The following is a 24,920-nucleotide window of genomic DNA, read 5'->3' as shown; positions in this document are numbered from 1 at the left end:
GGACTCCCCCATGGCCAACCTCCAGTTCAAAGCCCTGCGCAAGTCCTTCGGCGACTTGGAGATCCTCCACGGGATCGACCTCGAGATCGAGGATGGCGAGTTCATCGTGTTCGTGGGCCCCTCGGGCTGCGGCAAGTCCACGCTGCTGCGCTGCATTGCGGGGCTGGAGGAGATCACCAGCGGCGAGCTGGCCATCGGCGGCCAGCCCATGAACGAGGTGCCGCCCTCCAAGCGCGGCATCGCCATGGTGTTCCAGAGCTATGCCCTCTATCCCCACATGACCGTGGCCGAGAACATGGCCTTCGGTCTGAAGCTGGCCGGACATTCGAAGACGGAGATCACGGAGGCGGTCCAGAAGGCCGCCGAGATCCTCCAGATCGAATCCCTGCTCGATCGCCGTCCCAAGGCGCTGTCGGGGGGACAGCGCCAGCGGGTGGCGATCGGCAGGGCCATTGTCCGCAAGCCCGGGGTCTTCCTCTTCGACGAGCCCCTCTCCAACCTCGACGCGGGCCTCCGCGTGCAGATGCGCGTGGAGCTGGCCCGGCTGCACAAGGACCTGGCCACGACCATGGTCTACGTCACCCACGACCAGGTGGAGGCCATGACCCTGGCCAGCCGCATCGTGGTGCTCAACCAGGGCCGCATCGAGCAGGTGGGCGCGCCGCTGGACCTCTACCGCCGCCCCGCCAACCGCTTCGTGGCGGGCTTCATCGGCTCGCCGAAGATGAACTTCCTGTCCTGCCAGCTGGTCTCGGCCACGGAGGCCCTGGCCACGGTCCGGCTTGAGGACGGCACCCTGCTCACCGCCCAGGTCGATGCCCGGGGCCTGGCCGAGGGCGCGGGTCTCACCCTCGGCATCCGGCCCGAGCGCCTCCTGGCAGATACCACAGGCGGCGAGGGCGCCGTCGCGGCCACGGTGCTCGTGTCCGAGCACCTGGGGGACACCGTCTTCCTCTATGTCCAGGCCCCCGGCGCCCAGGGCCAGCTCACGGTGAAGGCCCCGCCCGAAACGCCGCTCCACTCCGGCGACGCCACCCACCTCCGGTTCCCCGCCAAGCACTGCCACCTGTTCGGCCCGGACGACCGGGCCCTGCCCCGCCTCATCTAGCACCCCCATCCCCTCCGGCCCTTCCGGCCTTCCCAAGGAGACTTCCGTGAGCCATCCAACCTCCCTCCGCAGACTGGCGGCCACCACCGCCACCATCCTCGTCGCGGGCGCCCTGACCCTGGCCCAGGCCGCCGAGAAGGGCAAGCTCCTCATCTGGATCAACGGCGACAAGGGCTACAACGGGCTCCAGAAGGTGGGCGACGAGTTCGCCAAGAAGACCGGCATCAAGGTCGTGGTCGAGCACCCCGAGGACGCCCCCGGCAAGTTCCAGGCGGCGGCCGAGGAGGGCAAGGGCCCCGACATCTGGATGTGGGCCCATGACCGCGTGGGCGAATGGGCCGAGAACGGCGTCATCAACGCCCTGACCCCCGGCAAGAAGATCAAGGAGGACATCGATGCCACCGCCTGGCAGGCCTTCACCATCAAGGGCAAGATCTGGGCGTACCCCGTGGCCATCGAGGCCGTGTCCCTCATCTACAACAAGAACCTCGTCAAGACCCCACCCAAGACCTTCGAGGAGATCTTCGCCCTCGACAAGAAGCTGGCCGCCCAGGGCAAGAAGGCCATCCTCTGGGACTACACCAACACCTACTTCACCATGCCCATGCTGGCGGCCAACGGCGGCTACGCCTTCAAGATGAAGGCGGACGGCACCTACGACGCCAAGGACACGGGCGTGAACAACGCCGGGGCCCTGGTGGGCGCCGAGATGCTCACCCGCCTGGTGAAGGAGGGCGTCATGCCCAAGGGCGCCACCTACGCCGACATGGAAGCCGGCATGGCGCAGGGCAAGATCGCCATGATGATCAGCGGCCCCTGGGCCTGGGACAACCTCAAGAAGGCCAAGATCAACTTCGGCGTGGCCAAGATCCCCAGCGTGGGCGGCAAGCCCGCCGCACCCTTCGTGGGCTACCTGGGCGCCATGATCACCAAGGCCGCCTCCGGCGCCGGCAACGTGGACATCGCCCGCGAGTTCATCGAGAACCACATGCTGAGCCAGAAGGGCCTCGAGACCATGAACGCCGACGTGGCCATCGGCGCCCCCGCCAACAAGGCGGTCTTCGCCAAGATGAAGAACGATCCCTTCATCCAGGTCTCCATGGCCAGCGCCAAGGATGGCGTGGTGATGCCCAACAACCCGCAGATGGGCCGCTTCTGGGCCGCCATGGTCTCGGCCCTGAACAACATGACCGAAGGCCGGCAGACCCCCAAGGAAGCCCTGGACGCCGCCGCCAAGCGGATCCTGAAGTAGCCGCCACCCCGATGCGGGGCGGGCCTCGGCCCGCCCCGCACGCCTCGTTCCGGACCGCGCCATGCCCAAGGCCCTCAAGCGCTTCCTCCAGCCCGCCCTGATGCTCCTCCTGGGCCTGGTGGGGCTGTACTTCATCACCGTCATCTACGCCACGGGTGAAAGCCTGCTGGCCGGCGTGATGCTGGTGACCTTGGCCGCGTTCATCTGGATCTACACCTCGCCGAGGACCTACGCCTACCGCTACCTCTTCCCGGGCATCGGGGCGGCGCTGATCTTCGTGGTCTTCCCGATGCTCTACACAGTGCGCATCGGCTTCACCAACTACAGCTCCAAGAACCTGCTTACCTACAAGCGCGCCACCCAATACCTGCTGGAGGAGACCTACCGCGCCGAAGGCCCCACCTACACCTCCACCCTCCATGCCGAGGGCGGGAGGTGGCGCCTGCGCCTGGAGGATGCGGAAGGGGGCAGCGCCACCCTGGTGACCGAGCCCTTCGTTCTGGGCCCGCCCAAGGCCTGGACCCTCAAGGCCGAACCCCTGGCCGCGCCTCTGGCGGGCGAGGAGATGCCGCTGAAGGATCTCATCGAGCACCAGGAGTTCCTGAAGGGCCTCGCAGTGATGCTGCCCAGCGGGGGCCAGGTGCGCATGACCGGGCTGCGGGAGTTCGCCTCGGCCCGCTCCCTCTACACCCTGAACAAGGACGGCAGCCTCACCAACAACCAGGACCAGAGCCGCCTGAACCCCGACTTCAAGACCGGCTTCTACGTGACCGCCAGCGGTGACCCCGTGGATCCCGGCTTCCAGGTAGACATCGGCTGGCAGCACTACGTGGAGATCTTCACGGACGCCGCCCTGCGCGAACCCTTCGTGCGGATCTTCGTCTGGACCCTCGTGTTTTCGGCCCTCACGGTGGTGTTCTGCACGGCCCTGGGCATGGTGCTGGCGGTGCTCCTGAACTGGGAGAACCTGCGCTTCCGCTCGGTGTACCGGCTGCTGCTCTTCCTGCCCTACGCCATCCCGGGCTTCATCTCCATCCTGGTGTTCAAGGGCCTCTTCAACAACAACACGGGCGAGATCAACCTCGTGCTGGGCACCCTCTTCGGGCTGAAACCCACCTGGTTCTCGGATCCCTTCCTGGCCAAGACGATGATCCTCATCGTCAATACCTGGCTGGGTTTCCCCTACATGATGGTGGTCTGCATGGGCCTCATCAAGGCCATTCCCAACGACCTCTACGAGGCCTCGGCGGTGGCAGGCGCGGGACCGCTCACCAACTTCTTCAAGATCACCATGCCCCTGATCCTGAAGCCCCTGACGCCCCTGCTCATCTCCTCCTTCGCCTTCAACTTCAACAACTTCGTGCTCATCAGCCTGCTCACGGGCGGTCTGCCGGACTTCCTGAACACGTCGGTGCCCGCGGGCACCACGGACATCCTCGTGTCCTACACCTACCGCATGGCCTTCCAGGATTCGGGTCAGAAGTTCGGCCTGGGCGCGGCCATTTCCACGGTCGTCTTCCTCATGGTGGCCGCCATCTCCGTCATCCAGATCCGGTCGACCAAGATCGCCGAAGACACGAAGCGCTGAAGGGAGGAGCCATGGCCATCGTCATCGACAAGTCCCAGCGCTGGCGCGTCATCGCCGCCCACGCCTTCCTCATCTTCCTCTGCGCCCTGGTGCTGTTCCCGGTGCTGGTGACCATCTCCATCTCGTTCCGCCCCGGCAACTTCGCCACGGGGAGCCTGATTCCCAAGGAGATCAGCCTCGAGCACTGGCGCTTCGCCCTGGGCCTGCCCGTGACCAACGCCGATGGCCGCGTGATCATCCCCGACCTGCCGGTGCTGCGCTGGCTCTGGAATTCCGTGAAGGTGGCCACCCTGTCGGCCGCCGTGGCCGTGCTGCTCTCCACCACGGCCGCCTACGCCTTCGCCCGCCTCAAGTTCGCCGGCAAGAAGGCCTCGCTCATGGGCCTCATGCTCATGCAGATGTTCCCCACGGTGCTGGCCCTCATCGCCATCCACTCGATCTTCTCGCGCCTGGGCCACACCTTCCCGCTCTTCGGCATCGACAGCCCCTGGGCCCTGGTCCTTTCGTATTCGGGCGGCATCGCGCTGCACATCTGGACCATCAAGGGCTTCTACGAAACCATCCCCGCCGAGATCGAAGAGGCGGCCACCGTGGACGGCGCCACGCCCTGGCAGGCCTTCTGGCGGGTGCTGCTGCCCATGGCCCTGCCCATCCTCATGGTGGTCTTCCTGCTGGCCTTCATCGGCGCCGTGAACGAGTACCCGGTGGCCTCCATCCTGCTGCGCAGCCAGGACCAGCTCACCATCGCCGTGGGCTCCAAGCAGTTCCTCTACGCCCAGAAGTACCTCTGGGGCGACTTCGCGGCGGCGGCCGTCCTTTCCGGCCTGCCCATCGCCATCGTCTTCATCCTCGTCCAGCGGTGGATGATCTCCGGCCTCACCTCCGGCGCCAACAAGGGCTGATCTTCCCCAACCCGAGGGCCCTCGCCCTCCCACCCCCCACAAGGAGCCACGCATGAGCCTCCGCTCGAGCCTCCTCAAGGCGATCGCCGTGATCGCCCTGGCCATCTCCCCCGCGATCGCCGCTCCTCCCGACGGCAAGATCGAGATCAACTACCACCGCTGCGACGGCAACTACGTCAAGTGGGGTGTGCACCTCTGGAAGAGCCCCAACATGCCGCTTCCCGACATCGAGTGGCCCAATCCCATGATGCCCACGGGCACCAACGACTTCGGCGTCTACTGGCACGTGGACCTGGAGGAGTTCAACACCGGCTCCAAGTCCCAGGTGAACTACATCATCCACAAGGGCGACATCAAGGAGCAGGGCGCCAAGGACATGGCCTTCGACGGCCGGGCCCACAAGGCGATCTGGGTGGTGACGGGAGACCGCACCATCTATTTCTCCAAGGAAGAGGCCCTGAAGGACCACGTCTGCAAGAAGTAGTTTGGAAGGGCTCCAGAGCTTCGCTCCGGAGCAGGGCTTTCGCCAGGGGAGGGGATTCGACCTTCCCTGGCGCGTTTCTCCGAATCTGAGCCCAGGGGGTTCCATGCGCATTGCCACCCGTTCTCTCCTTCTGGCCGCGGGCCTTTTCGCGGCCAGTCTGCGCTGCGTCGCCCAGGAACCCCAGTCGATCCCCGGCACCTTCGCCGAGAACCCCATCGTCTACTTCGTGATGACGGACCGCTTCGTGAACGGCAACCCGGCCAACGACCAGAGCTACGGCCGGCAGCGGGAAACCACCCCCAAGGCGGACGTGGGCACCTTCCACGGCGGCGACCTCAAGGGCCTCACCCTGAAGCTCAAGGAGGGCTGGTTCAGGGAGCTGGGCGTGAATGCCCTCTGGATCACGGCACCCTACGAGCAGATCCACGGCTGGGTGCAGGGCGGGCAGAAGGAGTTCAAGCACTACGCCTACCACGGCTACTACGCCCTGGACTACACGGTGCTGGACAAGAACATGGGCACCCCCGACGAGCTGCGGGAGCTGGTGGACACGGCCCACGCCCAGGGCATCCGCATCCTCTTCGACATCGTCCTGAACCACCCCGGCTACCTGGACATCCAGACCGCCAAGGATCTGAAGGTGGACGTCCTCTGGCCGGACTGGGAGAAGGACGCCAACCTCCTGCGGAACTACCACAACTACATCGACTACAACTCCTTCAAGTTCGGTGACTGGTGGGGCCGCCCCTGGGTGCGCGCGGGCCTGCCCGGCTACATCGACGGCGGCCGCGACGACCTCACCATGCAGCTGGCCTACCTGCCGGACTTCCGCACGGAGAGCACCGAGTTCGTGAAGCTCCCGAAGTTCCTCAAGGAGAAGGCCGACACCCGGGCCGTGGACCTGCCCAACACCACGGTGCGCGGCTACCTCATCAAGTGGCTCACGGACTGGGTGCGCGAGTTCGGCATCGACGGCTTCCGCTGCGACACGGTGAAGCATGTGGAGGCCGAGGCCTGGGCGCAGCTCAAGGCTGAGGCCGCCAAGGCCCTGGCCGAGTTCAAGGCCAAGAACCCCACCCGCAAGGTGGACGACGCCCCCTTCTGGATGGTGGGCGAGTACTGGGGCGTGGGGCCCACCAAGCACAAGCTCACGGCCTCGGGCTTCGACGCCATGATCAACTTCGACTTCCAGCAGCAGGAGGGCGGCTTCGCCAAGCCCGAGAAGCTCTTCAAGAGCTATGCTGCGGCCCAGGCCGGCAAGCCCGTCCACATGCTGAACTACATCTCCTCGCACGACACCGAGCTCTTCGAGCGCGAGCGCCTCATCGAAGGCGGCACGGCCCTGCTCCTGGCGCCTGGCGGCGTGCAGATCTTCTACGGCGACGAAACCGCCCGGCCCCTGGGCATCGCGCCGCGCACCGACCAGCAGCAGGCCACCCGCTCCGACATGAACTGGGACAAGGTGGATGCCAAGGTCCTGGCCCACTGGCGCAAGCTGGGCACCTTCCGGGCCCGCCACCGCGCCCTGGCCACCGGCGAGCACAGGCAGCTGGGCGAGGCGCCCTACACTTTCAGCCGCGTGGAGGCCGCCAGCGGCGACCGCGTGGTGGTGGCCCTGGACGCCAAGGGCCCGGTGAGCCTCAGCGTGGCCGGCGTCTTCGAAGACGGCCAGACCCTGCGCGACGCCTACACCGGCCGCACCGCCCAGGTCACCGGCGGCAAGGTCGCCCTCCAGGCCGAGTCGGTCGTCCTGCTCGAACGCGTCGCGACAGCCGCCCATTGATCTTTTCCTCTCGCGCCATTCGCAAGAATGGCGCGCAGTGCCTTGATGAACGACGAAGGAGTCCTCATGTCTGTGAAGAAGCTGCCCCGGGTCGCATATTTCTGCATGGAGTACGCCCTCGATAGCCCGTTCAAGATCTACGCGGGGGGCCTGGGCATCCTGGCCGGCGACTACCTCAAGGGCGTGAAGGACCACGGCTATCCCATGGTGGGCATCGGCATCCGCTGGAAGCAGGGCTACGGCGAGCAGATGGTGGACGCGGAGTCCGGCAAGGTCTACGACGCCTACCGCAGCGGCAACCACGAGTTCCTGGAGGACACGGGCGTTCTCGTCGAGATCGAGATCAAGGGCAAGCCCGTGAAGATCAAGGTCTGGCGCGTGAACACCTTCGGGGTGGACTCCCTCTACCTGCTGGACACGGACATCGAAGAGAACGACGGCGAGTCCCGCTGGATCACGGGCCAGCTCTACGGCTGGTTTGGCGAGGAGCGCGTGGCCCAGGAGATGGTGCTGGGCATCGGCGGCGTGCGGGCCCTGCAGGCCCTGCGCATCAAGCCCGATGTCTACCACTTCAACGAGGGCCACGCCCTGTTCGCCGGCTTCGAGCTCATGCACCAGCGCATGGTCAAGGGGGCCACCTTTGATGCCGCCCTGGCCAAAACCCGTGAAGAGGTGGTCTTCACCACCCACACGCCCATCGTGCAGGGCAACGAGTCCCACCCCATCGACCGCTTCCTGTACATGGGCGCCAACCTGGGCCTCAACAAGGCTCAGCTCAAGCAGCTGGGCGGCAGCCCCTTCAACATGACCGTGGGGGCCCTGCACCTCTCCCGCATCGCCAATGCCGTGGCCGACCTGCACCGGGTGACCGCCAACAAGATGTGGAAGGACATCTCCGGCCGCTGCGAGATCATCGGCATCACGAACGCCATCCACCGCCCCACCTGGGTGGATCCCCGGATGCTGGACCTGGCCGCCGCCTGCGACGGCTCGAAGAAGGCCAAGGAGGCCCTCTGGAAGGCGCACCTGGACAACAAGAAGAAGCTCATCGCCTTCGTGGAGCAGCGCACCGGCGTGAAGCTTGACCCCGAGCAGCTGCTCATCGGCTTCTCCCGCCGGGCCGCGCCCTACAAGCGCTCCAACTTCATCTTCACGGACCGCAAGTTCATCGAACCTCTGCTCAAGAGCGGCAGGCTGCAGATCGTCTTCTCCGGCAAGGCCCATCCCCTGGATGACAATGGCAAGAAGATCGTGGAGAACATCCTCGAGATGTCCAAGCGCTACCCCAACAGCGTGGTGTTCCTCGAGAACTACGACATGGAGATCGGCCGTATGCTCACCCGCGGCTCGGACGTGTGGCTGAACAACCCCCGCCGGCCCAAGGAGGCCTCCGGCACCTCGGGCATGAAGGCGGCCATGAACGGCGTGCTGAACCTCTCCATCCTGGATGGCTGGTGGCCCGAGGCCTGCCAGCACGGCGTGAACGGCTGGCAGTTCGGCGATGGCTTCGAGAGCGAGGAGGAGGCGGTGCTGGACAAGCACGACTTCAAGGCCTTCAAGAAGGTGCTGGCCGACGAGGTGCTGCCCACCTACTACGACCGCCACGGCACCTGGGTGGACATGATGGTCGCCTCCATCCAGAGCACCCGGGATGCCTTCGGCGTCCAGCGCATGCTCGACGAGTACTACAGCCGGATGTACAAGCGGGCCACCCGCTAGGTTCCAGCCCTGTTTCGATCTGGAGGTCCCATGACACGCCTGCTAGCTTCCCTCTCGGCCTCCGGATTGATCCTGCTCCTCGCCTGCGGTGGAGGCGGCGGTGGCGGGGGCTCCACGCCCTCCACGCCGAACGCGATGGCCATGGACAAGGATGCCAACGCCACGCCCGCGGACACCAGTTTCTACGGCGTGCCCAACACCCAGCTGGGCGCCCTCCTCAGCGGCGCCAACGTCACGTTCAACTACTGGAACCCCAACGCCGGCGCAGTGAGCCTGTACCTGTACGCCAGCTGGAACGACGCCCTGAGCTCACCTGCGGCCAGCGTGGCCATGACCCGGGGCGCCGGCGGCGTCTGGTCCACGGGCTCCATCCCCCTCCCGGCCCAGACCTTCTACGTCTACAAGGTGGGCAGCGAGTACGTGCTGGATCCCTACGCCAAATCCATGGCCCAGTGGGTCCACGCCAACGGCACCACCATCCCCGGGGACAGCATCGGCAAGGGCGCCATCCTCAGTCCGGCGACCACCCTGCCGGATGGCGGCTGGGCCTATGTGGGCGCGGCGAACTACTTCGACGGCTCCCGGATGAAGGGCCCGGATGGCACCACCGTGGTGCCCTACGCCTACGCCTCCAACCGGGACGCCATCGTCTACGAGGCGGGCATCCGCGACCTCACCGTGGACCCGAACCTGGGCGCCGCCTTTGCGAACGGCACCACCTGGGGCACCTACAAGGGCCTGGTGGCCATGCTGCCCCACATCCAGAAGCTGGGCGTCACCCATGTTCAGCTGCTCTGCCCCCTGGCCAACTACAACTACGACCAGACCAAGATCCGCACCCGCGAGCTGGACATCACCAAGACCGTGGGCGCCAACTACAACTGGGGCTACGACCCCCAGAACTACTTCACGCCCTCGGGCATGTACTCCGCCAACCCCCTGGATCCCGCCGCCCGCATCAACGAGCTGAAGACCCTCATCAACGAGATCCACAAGCAGGGCATGGGGGTCATCCTGGACGTGGTCTACAACCACACGGCCAACAACAATGTCCTGGGCGACTCGGGCATCCAGGGCTACTTCTACCGGAGCACGAGCAACAACGGCGCCGGCAGCCAGGACGTGCGCTCCGACGCCAAGATGGTGCGCAAGGTGATCGTGGACTCCGTGGCCCACTGGGTGGGCGAGTACAAGGTGGATGGCTTCCGCTTCGACCTCATGGGCGTGCTGGACACCCAGACCGTGCAGTCCGCCTACAATGCCGCCGCGGCCCTCAACCCGAAGGTGGTCTTCCTGGGCGAGGGCTGGAACGGCTTCTACAGTGGCGTGGCCACCGACTACAACGGTGCCGCCACCAGCGGGGCGGACCAGGTGCACGCGACCGCCTTCACCGGCCAGAACATCGCCATGTTCTCCGACAGCTACCGGCAGATCTTCAAGAACGGCTATCCCAGCGATGGCGCCGCGGCCTTCCTGTCGGGCGCGGGCCAGAGCCCCGCCAACCTCTTCTCTAACGTTGCCGGACTGCCCACCAACGGCTTCGCGCCGGGCTCCACCAACAACGTGGTGAGCTACCTCACCTGCCACGACAACCTCTGCCTCTACGACGTCCTCGCCATGGCCACCAACGTGACCAAGGATGCCACCGGCGACGCGGAGCTCCTGAAGCGGGCCAAGGTGGGCTATGCCGTGCTGCTCACCTCCCAGGGCCTGGCCTTCCTCCACGCCGGGGACGAGATGTTCCGCACCAAGGAGACCACCGGCGGCTATGCCAACACCAAGTCCAGCACCGGCTCCCACCGCTCCTTCGTGGACAACTCCTACAACGCCTCGGACGCCATCAACCTGGTGAAGTGGTCCACGGTCTATGCCAGCGATCCGATCACCGGCGGTTTCACGAACTACGACGCCACCCAGAACGGCTACAAGCTCTACAGCTATGTCCAGGGCCTCACGGCCATCCGGAAGAGCACGAACGCCTTCCGCCTGCCGGATGGCGTCCGCGCCGCCAACCTCACCCGCATCGACCCGGTGGGCGTCGGTTCCAGCACCCTGGCATTCGGCTACAAGTGTGTGGCCTCCACCGTGGATGCCTCGACCTTCTTCGTGTTCCACAACGCCGGCACCAGCGCCCAGTCCTTCAATGCGGGCATGGACCTCAGCACCGCCTCCCTGCTGGCGGATGGCGTCCAGGCGGGCCTGACCCCCATCCCCCTGGGAAGCACGGCCGTCACCATCATCACCACCGGCGGGACCAGCACCGTCACCCTCCCCGCCCTCACCTCGGCCATCATCCGGAAGTAGCCGCCTCAGATAGAGGCAAGGAAAGGTTTCATAAGCCCTTCGCCCGGCCTACCTCAGCCCGGTGAAGGCGACCTCGACCTTCCGCCGTCCCGGGAAGCCCGGCAGCGCTTCGCTGCTGCGGCTGGCGGCGGTGCCCTCGAAGACATAGGGCCGCAGAAGCACCTTGGTGCTGGGAGGCGCGAAGTAGAGGGTGGCTGCCTCCCCATGCAGGGCCTGGGCCGTGAGGTAGCCCACCAGGGCATGCTCGGCCGAGTGGTAGCCGCTCTTCCACTGGTGGATCTTGGGACCCTGCCAGGGCTCGAAGTCGGGGGCACCCCCGGTGCCGCCCCAGACCTCGTGGTTCACGGGATCCACCATGCGCTTGAACCAGAAGTCCGCCGTGCGGGGCAGGGGCGCGGCCTGGGCCGGGTCCGTCAGCGCCAGGGTGGCCGCCAGCTGGTCCAGCTCCGCGTAGATCCACCACTCCTTCCCGGTGCCGACGCTGCCGTCCGGCCGCAGCCGCGAGCCCCAGGTGCCAGACTCCGGCAGGTAGGCCTGTTTCAGCACCGCCCTCGCGCCGCTGGTGGCCAGGCCCACCAGGGCCTGATCCTGCGTGAGCCGCCCGATGCGCTCCAGCATCCAGTAGGCCTTGGCGCTGTGGCCGAAGTCCGTGTGCCGCGAGCCCAGCTGCTTCTGGGCCGGGTCGTGGATGGTGCCCCAGAAGAGGTGGCGCTCCGCGTCGTGGTAGTCGCGCACCATGGCCTGGGCCAGGCGCTTGAGGTCGGCCGTCCATTCCCTGCGGTCCGCCGCGGGCAGGATGGGCGTGAGCAGAAGCAGGTAGGCGTTCACCTGGTCCAGCTGGGCCACCAGCTCCTGGCGCAGGTGCTCGCCGTCCGGGCCCTCCTTCTTCACCCAGCGCAGGGCCTGCCACTGGGGGTTCCAGTACTGGGCGAAGATGTGGCGCTTGAGCTTCTTGATGTCGCGCAGCGTGGCCTCGTCCCGGGTCAGGTAGTAGTACATGGCCAGGCCCAGCTGGGCATAGGCCAGGTCCTGGGTGGTGCGGGCCAGCACCTCGGGCTTTGGGACGCCCTTTTCCCAGTAGGACACGGCGCTGCCGGTCTTCGGATCGAGGGCCCGCCTGCGGATGAAGGCCGCGCCGTCCCGGGCCAGGGCCAGCATCTTGGGATCACCTGTCAGGTGGTAGGCCACGCCGTAGAAGTAGGTCTGGCGCGACTTCATGCGCACGTACTCACGGCCGAACTGTTCCTTGATCCAGCCCGGCGCCTCCGCCAGCTCCGCGGGCGGCTTCGCCCAGTCCACGGCCTTGCCGTCGTTGGCGCGGAAGGTGGGGAAGTCGCCCCGGGGCGAGCCCCAGGCGTCCGGCACGTTCCAGAACGGCAGCAGGTCCTCGCTGAAATGCCTCAGCCACCGCTCGCCCCTGGGCAGGTCCGCCGGGATCTGCGCGGCGGGGCTGGTCTGTGCCACGGCCGGGAGCGCGGCTCCACCCAGCAGGATGAGGACGGGCAGCAGCAGGGATCGCAGCACAGGTGCCTCCTGGAAGGGAAGAGCCCCTGCATTCCAGCAGGTCCACAGGGACAATCCAATGAATGGCGGTGAATTTCTGAAAAGGAATTTTTAAAGCGGAGGGCAACAGAGAAGCGGAGGAAAGCGGAAAAGAACCATCTCCGCTTTTCTCCGCGAACCTCCGCCTATTGGGGCTTTTCCCTGATCCGCCTACTTCGAGATGACGCGCACCATCTCCAGCACCTTGCTGGAGTAGCCCCACTCGTTGTCGTACCAGCTGACCACCTTCACGAAGGTGCCATCCAGCGCCATGCCGGCCTCGGCGTCGAAGACCGACGTGCAGCTCTCGCCGCGGAAGTCGGTGCTCACCACCTTCTGGTCGGTGTAGCCCAGCACGCCCTTCATGGGGCCCTCGGAGGCGGCCTTCATGGCGGCGCAGATGGCCTCGTAGGTGGTCTCCTTGTTCAGCTCGACCGTGAGATCCACCACGGACACATCGCTGGTGGGCACGCGGAAGGCCATGCCCGTGAGCTTCTTGTTCAGCTCGGGGATGACCTTGCCCACGGCCTTGGCCGCGCCGGTGCTGCTGGGGATGATGTTCTCCAGGATGCCGCGGCCGCCGCGCCAGTCCTTGTTGCTGGGGCCGTCCACGGTCTTCTGGGTGGCGGTGGCCGCATGCACGGTGGTCATGAGGCCGCGCTTGATGCCGAAGGCGTCGTTGAGCACCTTGGCCACGGGGGCCAGGCAGTTGGTGGTGCAGGAGGCGTTGCTGATGATGGCCTGGCCCGCGTAGGTCTTGTCGTTCACGCCGAAGACGAACATGGGGGTGTCGTCCTTGCTGGGGGCGCTCTGGATGACCTTCTTGGCGCCGGCGGCGAGGTGCTTCTGACAGGTCTCCTGCGTGAGGAAGAGGCCCGTGCACTCGATGACCACGTCCGCGCCGATCTCGTTCCACTTCAGCTCGGCGGGATCCTTCACGGCCGTGAGGCGGATCTTCTTGCCGTTCACGATCAGCGTGGTGCCCTCCACGGCGATGGTGCCCTTGAAGCGGCCGTGCACGGAATCGTACTGCAGCATGTAGGCGAGGTACTCCGGCTCCAGCAGATCGTTGATGCCCACGATCTCGATGTCCTGGAAGTTCTGCACCGCGGCGCGGAACACCATGCGTCCGATGCGGCCGAAGCCGTTGATGCCTACTTTGATGGCCATGGGTCTGCTCCTGGGAAAGAAGGGTCGATCGGCGCCGGCGGGCCAAGGCCCGACAGGCCAACCTTCATGATGGCCCTCCCATCGCCAGGCTCCAAGGGGGTCTTGGGGCCGGCAAGTTCCGCATGCCCGGGATTCGCGCCTCGAGGCGGCATGGAAGGCCCAGGGAAGACCACCGGGCGATCAGGTGGACAGGTTCGCCCGGGCGTAGGGCGCAGACGCCGTGCCGGGCGCCACCGCCACGTCCGCCGGAAAGCCCCGGGGCCCGAGGTCCACGCCGGGGAGCGTCCAGGGCAGGTGGGCCACGCCGGTGGCATCGGGCTGGTGGGCCCAACCGCCAGCATCCACACGGGGGCCGCCAGGGCCTCCCTCCGGGGGACGCGAGAACCGGCCGGGGAGGTGCGTCAGGAGCCCACGGGCCTACATGAGTGACGCCACTCGCTCGGCAAGCGCCCCGATGGTGCGGCTGGGGTTGACGCCCAGGGCCCGGGGGATGATGGCGCCATCGGCCACGTAGAGGCCCTCGTGGCCGAAGACCCGGCCTGCGTGGTCCACCACCCCATCGGAGGGTCCGCGGCCCATGATGCAGCCACCCAGGGGGTGTGGGGTGACGAGGTGATGCGCCACATTCCAGTTCACAGGCGCGTGGAAGGTGCCGCCGGTGGCCTCGGTCAGCCGCTTGTGCATGGCGATGATCGCGTCCACCACAGGCTTGCCGCTGGGCAGTTCCCAGTCCAGATGCAGGCTCCGCCGTCCGAAGATCCAGAACCGGCGGCGGAGGGCCATGACGCCTTCGGCCCGGTCCATGCCTTGGGCGAACCAGGGCATCACGTGCGGGAAGGGCTCGGGATGAGCCCGGAGCAGCCGCTGGAGGACGTCCACCAGCAGCTTGGCGCGCAGGTTGCGAATCCGGCCTCCGCCCAGGTTCCGGGCTTGATCCGCCAGCAGGTTCGGGAAGCCCCCATCCTCGATCCAGAAGCGCTCGCCCTGGCTGCCATCCAGAAAGGAGATGGTGCTGGAGATGGTGGGTCCCTTGCTGGGGTGGAGGGGCGCCATGTCCGGATAGAAGGCCGGGGTGAGGAAATCGCCATTGCTACACCAGCCCTCGCCCAGTCTGGGGCTCAGGCGTTCCAGGGTGCGGTGCTCGTCACGGCAGCGCAGCAGGAGTTCCGTGGAGCCGAGGGAGCCCGCGGACACCACCACCTGGCGGGCCTTCTCCTCCCCGGGGATCAGTTGTCCGTTCTGGATGCGGTCGAAGTGGACGACATAGCCTCCCCCGGGGCAGGGCTCAATGTTGCGCACAAGGTGGAGGGGTCGCACGTCCATTCCGTGCCGAACGCCCATGGGAATGTAGTTGCGGTCCAGGGTGTTCTTGGCGTCGGCTTCGCAGCCGATGTCGCAGTTGCCAAGGTGCACGCAGGTTCCCTGCTCCTCGCCCTGGGCGTTGACAAAGCGGCGGGAGATCTCCACCCGTTCGGTGGATCCGTCCGGGGCATAGCGCCACTGGGGATCAAAGGACACGGCCAGCTCCAGGGGCCGGAACCGTGCCGGCTCGCCGATGGCGGCGGCGGAACGCTGCATGAACTTCATGCGCTCGGTCCACTGCCCCTCGGGAATGGGCATGACGTTCATGAATGCGGCCACCCGGTCGTAGTGGGGCTTGAGTTCCGCATAGGTCAGCTCCGGTGGCCAGCCTCCCTCAAAGGCCGAGGGCGGAGCCTCGGTGCTGATGTTGGCGTAGATGAGGGAGCCGCCGCCCACGGCGGCGCCCTGAACCACGCTCATGTGCTGGAAATTCCTGAAATCGATCCAGCCGTTCTCCCGCTCGGGGGCCGACTGGTTCCAGAGCCAGGGATCACCGATGCCCCGGGGATAGGCGCTACGGCCAGGCTTATCGGCCTTGTCCCACCAGCGCCCCCGCTCCAGCATCAGTACCTTGGCGCCCTTTTCCGCCATGCGGCTGCCCACGATGGCGCCTCCGAACCCGCTTCCGATGACGAGCACGTCCCAGACCATGTTCACCTCAGGTGTTTGCCGTAGGTACTCCAGAGCTCGCCCAGGAAGAAGGTCCCGAACTTGGCGAGGGTGCTCACCCGCTGGGCGGGGTCAGCATTCGGGACCTCAACCGTGCTCAGGAGCTTGAGCAGATCCGTCATGCCCAGGCTGAGGACCCCCGCCCCCACCACCTCCCCCTTGGCATCGGGGCCCCTGTGGAGCTTGGTGTAGAGGGTGGTGGTGTCCTTCCACATGTCGAAGCCCGGATCCTGGCGCACCACCTTGTGCCCGGCCAGATAGTGGGGCTCGCCATCCTTCTCGAAGGCCAGCTCGTAGACCATGTACTGGGTGTTCGGCTCATCGGTGGGCGAGAACAGCCGGAAGACGCCATGGTGGGCCTCGAGCGGGGCTCCGAAGGGGGCGTAGTCGATGGTGCCGCTGAGGCTGCCCAGGTGTGTCGGGTCAGACAGGAAGCGGTCCAGATCCTGGATGAAGACCGTGGCATGCATGGCGAGGGTCGGGCCCTGGGCGTCAGCGCCGGCCTGCGGATCCTGCTGGCCAAGGCTGAAGGGACCCGACATGGTTTCGCGGAAGGAGAGTCCGGGAGCTGCATCGATCATGGTGGTGACCTCCGGAGTGAGGGGAAGCCCGACGGGGCTGCAGCGGCTCAGGTAGTCTGTGGCGGCGCGGTGGCCCAGGGCGACGAGGGACTCCGCCCGCACTCGGCCCAGATAGAAATCCGGGTCCAGGGGCAGGGCCTGGGCGGGCTTAATGACATGCAGCTGGATGGGCTGGCGCTGGCCGAAGGGCGAGTCGCCCCGCTGGATCCGGTCGTTGAGATCGCGAATGCGGTCAAGCTCTTCGAAGAGCGCGCCGTTCGCGCTCATTTCGATCATGTGGACGTATTGGGGAAAGGCCCCGTCCCGGTAAGTCGGCGTGTTGCCGATGCACCAGAGCAGCCAGAGTTCCTCGGCTCCGCGCTTCACCGCCTCCCACAGGTTCGTGTCCTTGATCCACACCGCGTCCGTATAGGTCATGCCCTTCCAGTGGACGGCGGGCATGAAGGCGGGCAGGGACATGGCGGCCACCAGCAGGTCGGGTTCCAGGGCCGTGTGCTCCACCACCTCCAGGGTTTTCCGAGTGAAGTTGCAGAGATTGAAGGTGGCGCTCAGGCCTTCGCAGGCCCCGATCGAATCGAAGTCGATGCCGAGGCTGGGGAAGACTTTGTCGCGCACGCCGTCCGCGTCGCCCAGGGCGGGCCAGGCGCCCTTCAGGTAGTCCGCCAGGGGCAGCAGCGAGATGAAGTCCCCGAGCTCCAGAGCCCGCCAGCGCTGGACCATCTCGAGGGGTGTCAGTCCCGAGAGGAGCATGGCCAGGTTCAGCGTGCCCCCGGAAGCGCCATCGAAGTGCTGGAACCGGACACCCGCCTCGTCCAGGGCCAAGAGGACGCCCGCCTGCCAGGCCACGCGCATCCCGCCCCCCGCCAGCAGCAGGGACCGACGGGGCCCCTCGCCCGGAGGCGCGGCGAAGTGACAGCGGGTCATGGCAGCCGTCCCGGAAGGTGGCGCAGGTAGGCGAAGAACAGCACCGCCGAGAGCAGGTCGAAACCGGCCACCAGCATCGCGAGCGGGCCAAAGAGGCCATGGAGGAACCCCAGGCCCACGGCGATGGAGGCGCCCAGTTTCTGGAGGGCAGCCCACCGCAGGGGCAGTGTCTGCTGGGGCTCCGGTGCCCGAAGCGACTGGAAGGCCAGGCCGCCGAAGAGGACCATGAACATCCCCACGATGCCGAAGAAGTGGCGCGCGCCGGGGTTGTCCGGTCCGCCCACCAGGTGAAGGACGACGGCGGGCAGCAGCATCTGGGTGACCCCGCTGATCAGGGTGAGGACCGCGATGATCAGCAGGACCAGTCGGAGCCGTGGCGAGGTCATCAAGCCGCCTTTGCCGCGAAGTAGCCCGCGCTCTGGCGCAGCAGGATCACGGCCATGTTCAGCCACTCCAGATTCCAGAGGATCACCTTGATCCGGTTGTAGTGGACCCACGGGATCAGCAGTTCCTGGAGGCGGGCCAGCGTGGGAGCGTGGCTGGCCAGCTCGTCATTGATGGGCTTCAAGTAGGTGACGTGCACCCCTGTGGCGGCCACCAGAAGGATGAGAGCGAGCAGGGCCCAGACCCTGAAGGGGGTATGCCAGAGCTGCCAGATCAGCAGGGACTCGCAGATCACCATCAGGGTGACGAGGAAGGTGAACAGGCGCGTGGCGGCGGCCACCTGGGGCAGCATGACCACGGCCATGTTGTCGGGTGTGAGAAGGGGTGCCGACGGGAACGACATGACCCACATGAACCAGCCCACGCCCATGTAGATGGAGACGCAGCCCAGCATCAGGCCCAGATTCGTGGCGATGGTCCAGGGCTGCTTCATTGGGATCTCCTTCCGTTCGCGGTTGGGGCCGGCGGCCAGTCCTGGCCCAGGCCAAGGTTCACCACGCTCTCGAACCCTTCGGGGCGGGCGGTGATGGGGTTTGGCTCCGAGTAGAACCAGCCTTCCACGTGATCATCCAGGACACCTTGGGCGGAGGGGATGAAGGCCGCGAAGAGGGCGTCCTTCCCGATCCCCAGGCCCTTCAGGGCCGCCAGACGCGGATGGTCGCCGATGAGCAGTTCCGCGATGCCCTTCTTGAACATCGTCAGCCCGGCCTTGGCCTTGAAGTGCAGGTTGGACTTCCAGATCATGCCCCTGTAGGCGCAATAGTTGGAGGCAGACACCGAAAGGGGAAGCCAGGCTCGGCCCGGTCGCTGGATGGAGATCCGGATGCCCAGCTGGCCATCCAGATCGTACTGGCTGCTCACGGTTTGATCCGTGATCTGGTAGTCCAGGCTGCCCTGGTGCTTGGGCATGCCCCAGATGCCCTTGCCGCCCTTGGTGGAGATCTCCGTACTCACCGGCAGTTCCACCACGAATTGGCCGGTGTTGAAGAACCAGGGCAGGAGGGCCGGAAGGAGACGGGGGGCGGGTTTGGGTCCCCGGGTACAGGCGATGCCCACACTGAACTCGATGTACTTTCCGATGCTGGTCTTGCGGTAGTCCATCACCGAGACCACCAGAAGCCCCCTGTTCCAAAAACGCAAAGGATGGATTTCGTTGCCCGGAAGCAGGGCCCTGGCCTTGTCTGCATCGATGGGGAAGACCGCAAAGAGGGCCGGACTTTCCTCACACAGCACGGGCAGCTGGAAGGGAATGCCATCCACCAGTGCATGGCGGCCAGTGGCGCGAAGAACTCGGGAGGGAACGCCCATGGGTACCGCCTCAACCTTGGCCCTGCAGGGCCGAAAGAATCACGGGGAAGACATCCTCGCTGGCCGCCTGGCCCATGAAAATGTCCAGATGGCTGTAGCGCGGGAACAGATGAAGGCGGTGACGCCCCGGCTGCCGGGCATCGAAGAAGGCATGGGCCCGCACTTGGCTCTCTGGCAGGAAGCAGCGGTTCAGCTCCCCCGCGAGGAAGGTCCAGCGGGCTTCGGTGCGCAGCGGGCCAGCAGCGTAATCCGCAGGCAGGCCCGGACGCCCATCCACACTCACCAGGTGGCCGGCCCGGACGCATGTGCGAATCTGCTCGAAGAAGCTGAGGGGCACGCGGGCGAACTCGCGCCGCAGCCAGTCCAGGGTGGCCTCATTGAGGTTCTCGTGACGCCACAGGGCGGGATGGCCCGACCCGTAGGTAAAGCTCACCAGCTTGCTGACGGCGTTCTCGCGTTCGAAGTGCGTGTACACCGCCACCGCCCGGATGAGCTTGGCCTTCCAGTCCGGCGCGTACTCGCCCCACTGGGGATCGAGGCCATCCATGATCCGGTGGACCAGGGGCAGGGTGAAGGCCAGCTTGAACCGGGAGAAGGCTGGAATGACCGGGCACAGGGACACGGCGTTGGTGACGATGGTGTCCACCTCGGGCACCAGCCCGGCCAGGGCCGACATGGCGAAGCTGGTGGAGCCCTGGCAGTGGATGATGGCCTTCATCTGGTTGCGGCCCGTCACTTCGATCACTTTCTGCACGGCCTTCGGATGGTCGTAGAGGGCCGCCTGGTCCAGTGTCCAATTGCAGGGCGGCAGGTCGATGCTGGCGCGCCAATCCTCTAACCAGACGTCGTAGCCCTCGGCCACCAGGCGCTGGACCAGGTTCTCCTTCACCGGAGCCTGGAAGATGCTGGAGCGGACTCCAGCGCCATGCACGAGCATCACGGGACCCTTCGGGGCCTCGTCGGCCAGGCCCAGCCGGCGCAAGCGCAGGGCGCGCCCGTCACCGGCGGTGAAGGGGATGGAAGTCTCGGGAAGGATCGTCATGGTCGCCGTCCCGGCACCTGGATCGGTGCTTCGATGTATTCCGGTCCTGTGAAGGCAGGATCATCCGGCTCCAGGCGAGGTCCCGTGGGGTCTGCCGCGCCAGCCCTCCAGCGGCGGGAGATGCGCCGGAACCCAATGGGATGGATGCTCAGGGCGCCGTCCGACCCGATCTGGAGGCGGAGGAAGTTCTTCCAGTCCGGAATCGCGAGGCCGCTGGAGGCTTCGGTCCAGTGGCGGCCGAAGACGTTGAGGGAGAGGGCCAGGTAGAGCCCGAAGAGCAGGGCCCCCAGGATCGCCCCGCCCAGGAACACCAGGGCACCGCCAAGAAGGAGCTGGTTCCAGCTCTGGTAGGTCTGGCCCCAGGCCACCACCGTGAGACGGGTGGCTCCCCAGCCCAGGACGAAACAGAGCAGCAGGTGGCCGAGCCCGTGGGCCAGGCCTGCGATCCACCGGAAGCGCCGGCTCTCGGGAGACGCGAAGAGGATGAAGGCACCCAGAAGGCCCAGCATCAGGAATGCGCCCCCGGGACGTCGCAGGACTTCCAGCAGTGCTTGGCCCAGGGCGGAGCCGAACTCCGAGAAACGGAACCCGGAAAGGTCCACCTGCAATGTCCAATCGATCAGCAGGTAGCAGAGCCCGATGAGCAGGCCCAGGGGCCAATGGAGCAGGGGGAACTTCAGGTTGCCCCAGACGAGGGCCCGAGATTCGGAGGTCGGGGGCCAGACGCTCTTGAGCTGAGAGCCATCGGCCAAGGGGGTCTGGGACCACGGATGGGAGGCATGCATGAACGCACCGCCGCCGCCGGCCACGATTTTCTGGCGGCCATCGGGGTGGGCGTGGCGGCGGTAGTGGTGGAGGTCCCCGGCCAGCATCACGGCCACCTGGTTCTTGAACAGCTTGCGTTCCAGGTAGTCCAGGTTGGAGCGGATGGGCTGCGATCCGGGGGAATCAGACTGGGGCCGCTCCCAGGATGCCCGATCCCAGTGGCCGGTATCTCGTTCCTGCTGGTAGATCCAGTGGGGTTCGGGCAGGCAGAGGATGATGCGGTCCCCCTCGGGGATGGTCCTGGCGACCTGCTCGAAGTACTCGACCTGGGGGGCATCCAGGTCCGAATCCAGTTGGACATCCACACCCATCAGCCACCAGCCATGGGGCAGCTTCAGGGCGAAGTAGCTCCGCGTCTGGCGGCTCTGCCAGGCGGCGAACCAGCTCTTGCCGATGAACAGCCGGGTGAAGGCCACCAAGCTGTCGTACCAGTCGTGGTTTCCGGGAATGGCGAATACGTGGGGAGCCTGCTTCTGGTCGGGACTCAACGCCATGGCGGTTTCGAAGGGGCCCACCAGGCGCTTCTCATACTGGGCCCGATTGGCTACGGGGTAGACTTCGTCCCCGCCAAACAGGAGCACCTGGCCCCTGGGCAGGGTCCGCGTGCCGGTCCCCTCGGGCAGATGCAGGCCGGGCTGGGCCAGGTGGTAGGCCAAGGTGTAGGTGGAATCCCACCCGTCGCCCGTATCCGCCACATAGTCGAAGGTGAATGTGTCCCCAGCGCTGTAGTCGTAGGTTTCGATGGGTCCGGCGGCCAGGGCCTCCAGAATCCGATGATCCGCCTGCCGGCCCAGCACCGTGGAGATGACCACCTGGATCGCCGTGGCGGCGAGCTGGGCCGGATGGAACCAGTCCGTCATGGGCTGCGGCTCCACCGGTACCAGCGTGGACGGGGAATGACCCGTCCAGTCTGGTGGTGTGGGCAGGGGTGCACCGGACGGCACAGGGTAGGTCAAGCCGCCCTCAATTCTTGCTCGCGGACCTGCGTTCCAGGTTCCGTGCCGAACCCGAGCCAAAGCCCACGGTCAAAGCAAAGATCCAGGCTGCGCCGGGTCTTCAGAGAGGCAGCCCCGGGTCGCCCAGGTCTGACTTCCGGGTTGCCTTGACCCGACACACTCGGGGCTGACGTGGAGGGGGCGGTCATTCGGCACCAGGGGTGGCAGGACACCGGAAGCCACAGCAAGGTATGGACCAACTTCATTCGCCAGAACCAAGGCCCTGTATGTCCACGACATAGTAAAAAGCAGCAAAATTCCAGAATGGAAATTTAATGACCCAGCCCCATCGGGGAACCAGCCACTCAACGCGTGCTTTTCCAGCAGTTACACTGATTTCACCCAGGGTGGGGCCATTTCGACCCAAGGGTCCCAGGGCCGTCGAAATTCAAGGCCTGGGCTGGGGCCCATGATCGGGCCCCAGTCAGGGGGCCGGCCGCAGGCTTGACGCCAGTGGCCGGACCTCAGGCCCGGAACAGGGGCCGGTAGCTCTCCCGGTGGTGGTAGGCCAGGAAGCCGTTGGCCAGCACCAGGAAGATGGCCACGGGCAGGCCCTCGGGGCCCAGGAAGGCGTGGATCAGCAGGATGTTCACGATGATGGGGGCCAGCAGCACCGTGGCCAGGGGCACGAAGCGGCCCGTCACCAGGGCCAGCCCGCAGGTCAGCTCGAGGACCTTCACCGTGGGCATGAGGTAGCGCGCGGCCTCCAGGCCGGCGCTGAAGGTCTTCATGGCTCCCGTGGGCTCCGGGGGCGTGATGAGCTTGAACAGGTAGGTCACCGAGGCGAAGAGGAACAGCAGCCCCATGAGCGTGCGGACGATGATGACGGCGATCTTCACGGCGGCTCCTGGGCCGAGGCCCGAAAGGCGGGCGGCCCGCGGCCCCCGCGACATTGATGCAAAAAATCACATCAATGGTAGCCGGGGCCGGGGCCGCCGCAAGGGCCGGAATCGGGCCGTCGCTACTGGGCCTTGGCCTTGGCCAGGACCTTTTGGCGCAGCTCCTGGAACTCCGCCTCGCTGATGAGCCCGTCCTTCTTCAGCTTCTCCAGCTTCTCCAGCTCCGTCCGCAGGTCGAAGGCCGGGGCGCTCGGCGCGGCCAAGGGGGCGCTGGCGGGGCTGGCCTTCGATGCCTCGGTGCGGAGGACGGAGCGCCCGGCCTTCAGGTCCTCCAGGGTGCCCACGGCTTCCACCTTGCCGTCCACGAAGCGCACGAACAGGGAGCGGCTGTTGATCTTGATGGCGCCGTAGCGGTCGTAGGCCTCGTACTCGTGCAGGTCGGTGTGGAGATCGACTTCGGTGCGCTTCGTGGGGTTGCCCACCCGCTCAAGGACCTCCCGCTTGGTCATCCCGACCTTGATCTTGGTGACGTCCAGGTCGGGCCGGGTGCAACCCACGGACAAGAAGGCGGGGACGATGAGCAGGGCGGCGGCTCGGCGCATGGGGGACTCCAGGTGCAGGCGGGGATGGAAGGGCAGGCCCGGGGGGCCGCTCCCTAATGGTGGCCGGATTTCTTCGCGGGCGCCTGGCGGACCCGCTCGAGGGCATCGGTCACCCACTGCCGGCCGATGTCCGCAAAGGCCTGCTTGAGCCGCGGCCACTCCCCGCTGAACTTCACGCCCACCGGCGACTTCAGGAAGCGGTCGATGTCGAGCCGGTCCTCGGGGGTCAGGGTCTTCGGATCCAGCGCGGGGTCGTTGAAGGCCTTCCGGCAGCCGTTGCTCCGGAAGTGGACGAGCAGTGCCTTCAGCTCATCCACGGTGAAGGCCGCCTCCAGGGTCCGGGCCAGGCGGACGTACAGCTCATCCTTGGTGACCTCCCGGGCGAAGGCCTCGATCTGGGCGCCGGGCAGGTTCGGGTTCTGCGCCTTGAAGGTCTGGAGCTGGCCCTGGATGGCGGCGGAGAACCGCTGCTTGGCCCCGTAGGCCTCGATGACCTCCTGGGCCAGGTCGAGGCCGCTCTGGGGCTCCGGTGCCTGGGCCAGGAGGCATGGTGCGAGGGCGAAGAGCAGGGCCGCGCGGGTGCGGGGGCTGGGCAAGGGGGCCTCCGGGGAGGAAGGGGTGGGGGGCGGGTGGCCCAGGGCCAAGGCAGGGGCGGACGGACCGGGTCGTGAAGGCCGTGGCGAAGGGTCCTGACGCGGGATCAGGACGCCTTTTCCGCCGCCTGGATGTTGCAACCCTTCACCGGAGCCGACATCCAGGCCGGGGTCAGCGAGGGCATCCGCTCGAAGTAGCGGACCTTCGACCCGCTTCCGCTCGGCTGGATGGAGACGGTGGCATCCGCTCCGGCGAAGGGATGCATGTAGCTGATCAGGTATCCGTCGCCATCGAGGAGGGTGCTGATGTTGGCGAGCTCCTTCGACCATTCTCTGGAGATCCGGCTTGCCACCTCCCTGGGTGACAACGGCGTGGTGAATTCGAGGACCGGCGTTCGTTGCGTCAGCGTGTGGGGTGAAGCGCAGCCCAGCAGGAAACCGAGGGTGGCGATGGCGCAGACACGGGGGGGGCTCGTGATCAAGGAATGCTCCAGAGGAGAAAGGGCTGCAGGTGGGGTAGGGCGCAGCCACTCAGAGTCAGGAGGGATTTGAGGGCCATGAAGGGTCCCCAAAAGCCCCAGGATGCTTGGGGCCAGGGAGGCCGATGGTTTGGCGGGTCTCGCGAATGGGACCCATCGGACCATGGCCGAGACCCCGCGACCGATGCCCAGCATACAGCCGAACCCCCGATGAACAGCCAGCCGCCCCCTGCACCTGCGAACAGGACGAAGCGGCCCGGGCCCGAGGGCGAGAGGATCAACGCCGGCGATGGGACCGCGGCCGGTTGGTCGGCCCGGGTGGAGGTCTCCACGAATGGATCACTTCAACCGGTTGGCAAGCATGAACACGAACCCCGTCACGAAAACCGATCGCATCTCACCAAC

General features: G+C 66.5%; 22 protein-coding genes. 8 read left to right on the top strand and 14 right to left on the bottom strand.

The features are described from left to right. Positions 1-10: 10 nt before the first annotated feature. The 8 genes from QOZ81_RS16560 to QOZ81_RS16525 all read left to right on the top strand — a co-directional run bounded on the left by QOZ81_RS16560 (position 11) and on the right by QOZ81_RS16525 (position 11,140). Positions 11-1,108: an ABC transporter ATP-binding protein gene (locus tag QOZ81_RS16560; RefSeq protein WP_291203612.1), complete on the top strand. Its 1,098-nt coding sequence runs from the start codon at positions 11-13 to the stop codon at positions 1,106-1,108. 46 nt (positions 1,109-1,154) lie between these two features. After that, the gene (gene malE / locus QOZ81_RS16555; RefSeq protein ID WP_291203615.1) at positions 1,155-2,360 is read left to right on the top strand and encodes a maltose/maltodextrin ABC transporter substrate-binding protein MalE; all 1,206 of its coding nucleotides are present in this window, start codon (positions 1,155-1,157) and stop codon (positions 2,358-2,360) included. Positions 2,361-2,421: 61 nt separating this feature from the next. Then, positions 2,422-3,948, top strand: coding sequence for a maltose ABC transporter permease MalF (malF, locus tag QOZ81_RS16550; protein WP_291203618.1), 1,527 nt, complete (start codon positions 2,422-2,424; stop codon positions 3,946-3,948). An 11-nt stretch (positions 3,949-3,959) separates the two neighbouring features. Next, positions 3,960-4,850 (top strand): maltose ABC transporter permease MalG, encoded by an 891-nt coding sequence (malG, locus tag QOZ81_RS16545; RefSeq protein ID WP_291203621.1) that lies wholly within the window; start codon positions 3,960-3,962, stop codon positions 4,848-4,850. Positions 4,851-4,902: 52 nt separating this feature from the next. Continuing rightward, positions 4,903-5,334 carry a pullulanase-associated domain-containing protein gene (locus tag QOZ81_RS16540; protein ID WP_291203624.1) on the top strand — a complete coding sequence of 144 codons (432 nt, stop codon included), beginning with the start codon at positions 4,903-4,905 and terminating at the stop codon, positions 5,332-5,334. A gap of 103 nt (positions 5,335-5,437) precedes the next feature. Next, entirely contained in the window at positions 5,438-7,117 is a 1,680-nt protein-coding gene (locus tag QOZ81_RS16535; RefSeq protein WP_291203627.1) for an alpha-amylase family glycosyl hydrolase, read from the top strand. Positions 7,118-7,183: 66 nt separating this feature from the next. After that, entirely contained in the window at positions 7,184-8,836 is a 1,653-nt protein-coding gene (glgP, locus tag QOZ81_RS16530; RefSeq protein ID WP_291203630.1) for an alpha-glucan family phosphorylase, read from the top strand. A gap of 30 nt (positions 8,837-8,866) precedes the next feature. Then, positions 8,867-11,140, top strand: coding sequence for an alpha-amylase family glycosyl hydrolase (locus QOZ81_RS16525; RefSeq protein WP_291203633.1), 2,274 nt, complete (start codon positions 8,867-8,869; stop codon positions 11,138-11,140). Positions 11,141-11,188: 48 nt separating this feature from the next. Here the strand turns inward: QOZ81_RS16525 and QOZ81_RS16520 are convergent, their stop codons facing one another. The 14 genes from QOZ81_RS16520 to QOZ81_RS16455 form a co-directional block, all read right to left on the bottom strand. Next, a complete protein-coding gene (locus tag QOZ81_RS16520; RefSeq protein ID WP_291203636.1) occupies positions 11,189-12,664 on the bottom strand; it encodes a hypothetical protein in 1,476 nt (491 codons plus the stop codon). A gap of 189 nt (positions 12,665-12,853) precedes the next feature. Then, positions 12,854-13,852, bottom strand: a complete 999-nt coding sequence (gene gap, locus QOZ81_RS16515; protein ID WP_291203639.1) for a type I glyceraldehyde-3-phosphate dehydrogenase — start codon at positions 13,850-13,852, stop codon at positions 12,854-12,856. A 180-nt stretch (positions 13,853-14,032) separates the two neighbouring features. Further along, positions 14,033-14,197 carry a hypothetical protein gene (locus QOZ81_RS16510; protein WP_291203642.1) on the bottom strand — a complete coding sequence of 55 codons (165 nt, stop codon included), beginning with the start codon at positions 14,195-14,197 and terminating at the stop codon, positions 14,033-14,035. A gap of 72 nt (positions 14,198-14,269) precedes the next feature. After that, the gene (locus QOZ81_RS16505; protein WP_291203644.1) at positions 14,270-15,865 is read right to left on the bottom strand and encodes a GMC oxidoreductase; all 1,596 of its coding nucleotides are present in this window, start codon (positions 15,863-15,865) and stop codon (positions 14,270-14,272) included. A 2-nt stretch (positions 15,866-15,867) separates the two neighbouring features. Next, positions 15,868-17,388: a patatin-like phospholipase family protein gene (locus tag QOZ81_RS16500; RefSeq protein ID WP_291203647.1), complete on the bottom strand. Its 1,521-nt coding sequence runs from the start codon at positions 17,386-17,388 to the stop codon at positions 15,868-15,870. Then, the gene (locus QOZ81_RS16495) at positions 17,385-17,774 is read right to left on the bottom strand and encodes a hypothetical protein (protein WP_291203650.1); all 390 of its coding nucleotides are present in this window, start codon (positions 17,772-17,774) and stop codon (positions 17,385-17,387) included. Before QOZ81_RS16495 ends, QOZ81_RS16500 begins: the two co-directional genes overlap by 4 nt. Next, positions 17,774-18,265, bottom strand: coding sequence for a hypothetical protein (locus QOZ81_RS16490; protein WP_291203653.1), 492 nt, complete (start codon positions 18,263-18,265; stop codon positions 17,774-17,776). Before QOZ81_RS16490 ends, QOZ81_RS16495 begins: the two co-directional genes overlap by 1 nt. Then, positions 18,262-19,140 (bottom strand): acetoacetate decarboxylase family protein, encoded by an 879-nt coding sequence (locus QOZ81_RS16485; RefSeq protein WP_291203656.1) that lies wholly within the window; start codon positions 19,138-19,140, stop codon positions 18,262-18,264. Before QOZ81_RS16485 ends, QOZ81_RS16490 begins: the two co-directional genes overlap by 4 nt. Before the next feature lie 10 nt (positions 19,141-19,150). Continuing rightward, a complete protein-coding gene (locus QOZ81_RS16480) occupies positions 19,151-20,182 on the bottom strand; it encodes a hypothetical protein (RefSeq protein WP_291203659.1) in 1,032 nt (343 codons plus the stop codon). Beyond that, a complete protein-coding gene (locus QOZ81_RS16475) occupies positions 20,179-21,867 on the bottom strand; it encodes a metallophosphoesterase (protein WP_291203662.1) in 1,689 nt (562 codons plus the stop codon). The genes QOZ81_RS16480 and QOZ81_RS16475 overlap by 4 nt, the downstream gene beginning before the upstream one ends. A gap of 599 nt (positions 21,868-22,466) precedes the next feature. After that, the gene (locus QOZ81_RS16470) at positions 22,467-22,841 is read right to left on the bottom strand and encodes a DoxX family membrane protein (RefSeq protein WP_291203665.1); all 375 of its coding nucleotides are present in this window, start codon (positions 22,839-22,841) and stop codon (positions 22,467-22,469) included. A gap of 122 nt (positions 22,842-22,963) precedes the next feature. Beyond that, complete coding sequence (locus tag QOZ81_RS16465; protein WP_291203668.1) at positions 22,964-23,443, bottom strand: SHOCT domain-containing protein; 480 nt, start codon at positions 23,441-23,443, stop codon at positions 22,964-22,966. A gap of 53 nt (positions 23,444-23,496) precedes the next feature. Beyond that, positions 23,497-24,039 (bottom strand): DUF2059 domain-containing protein, encoded by a 543-nt coding sequence (locus QOZ81_RS16460; protein ID WP_291203671.1) that lies wholly within the window; start codon positions 24,037-24,039, stop codon positions 23,497-23,499. 104 nt (positions 24,040-24,143) lie between these two features. Then, a complete protein-coding gene (locus tag QOZ81_RS16455) occupies positions 24,144-24,518 on the bottom strand; it encodes a hypothetical protein (protein WP_291203674.1) in 375 nt (124 codons plus the stop codon). Positions 24,519-24,920 lie beyond the last annotated feature (402 nt).

The sequence above is a fragment of the Geothrix sp. genome, from assembly GCF_030219325.1.
Classification (GTDB): Bacteria; Acidobacteriota; Holophagae; order Holophagales; family Holophagaceae; genus Geothrix.
This window is presented reverse-complemented; position numbering and strand designations above follow the sequence as displayed.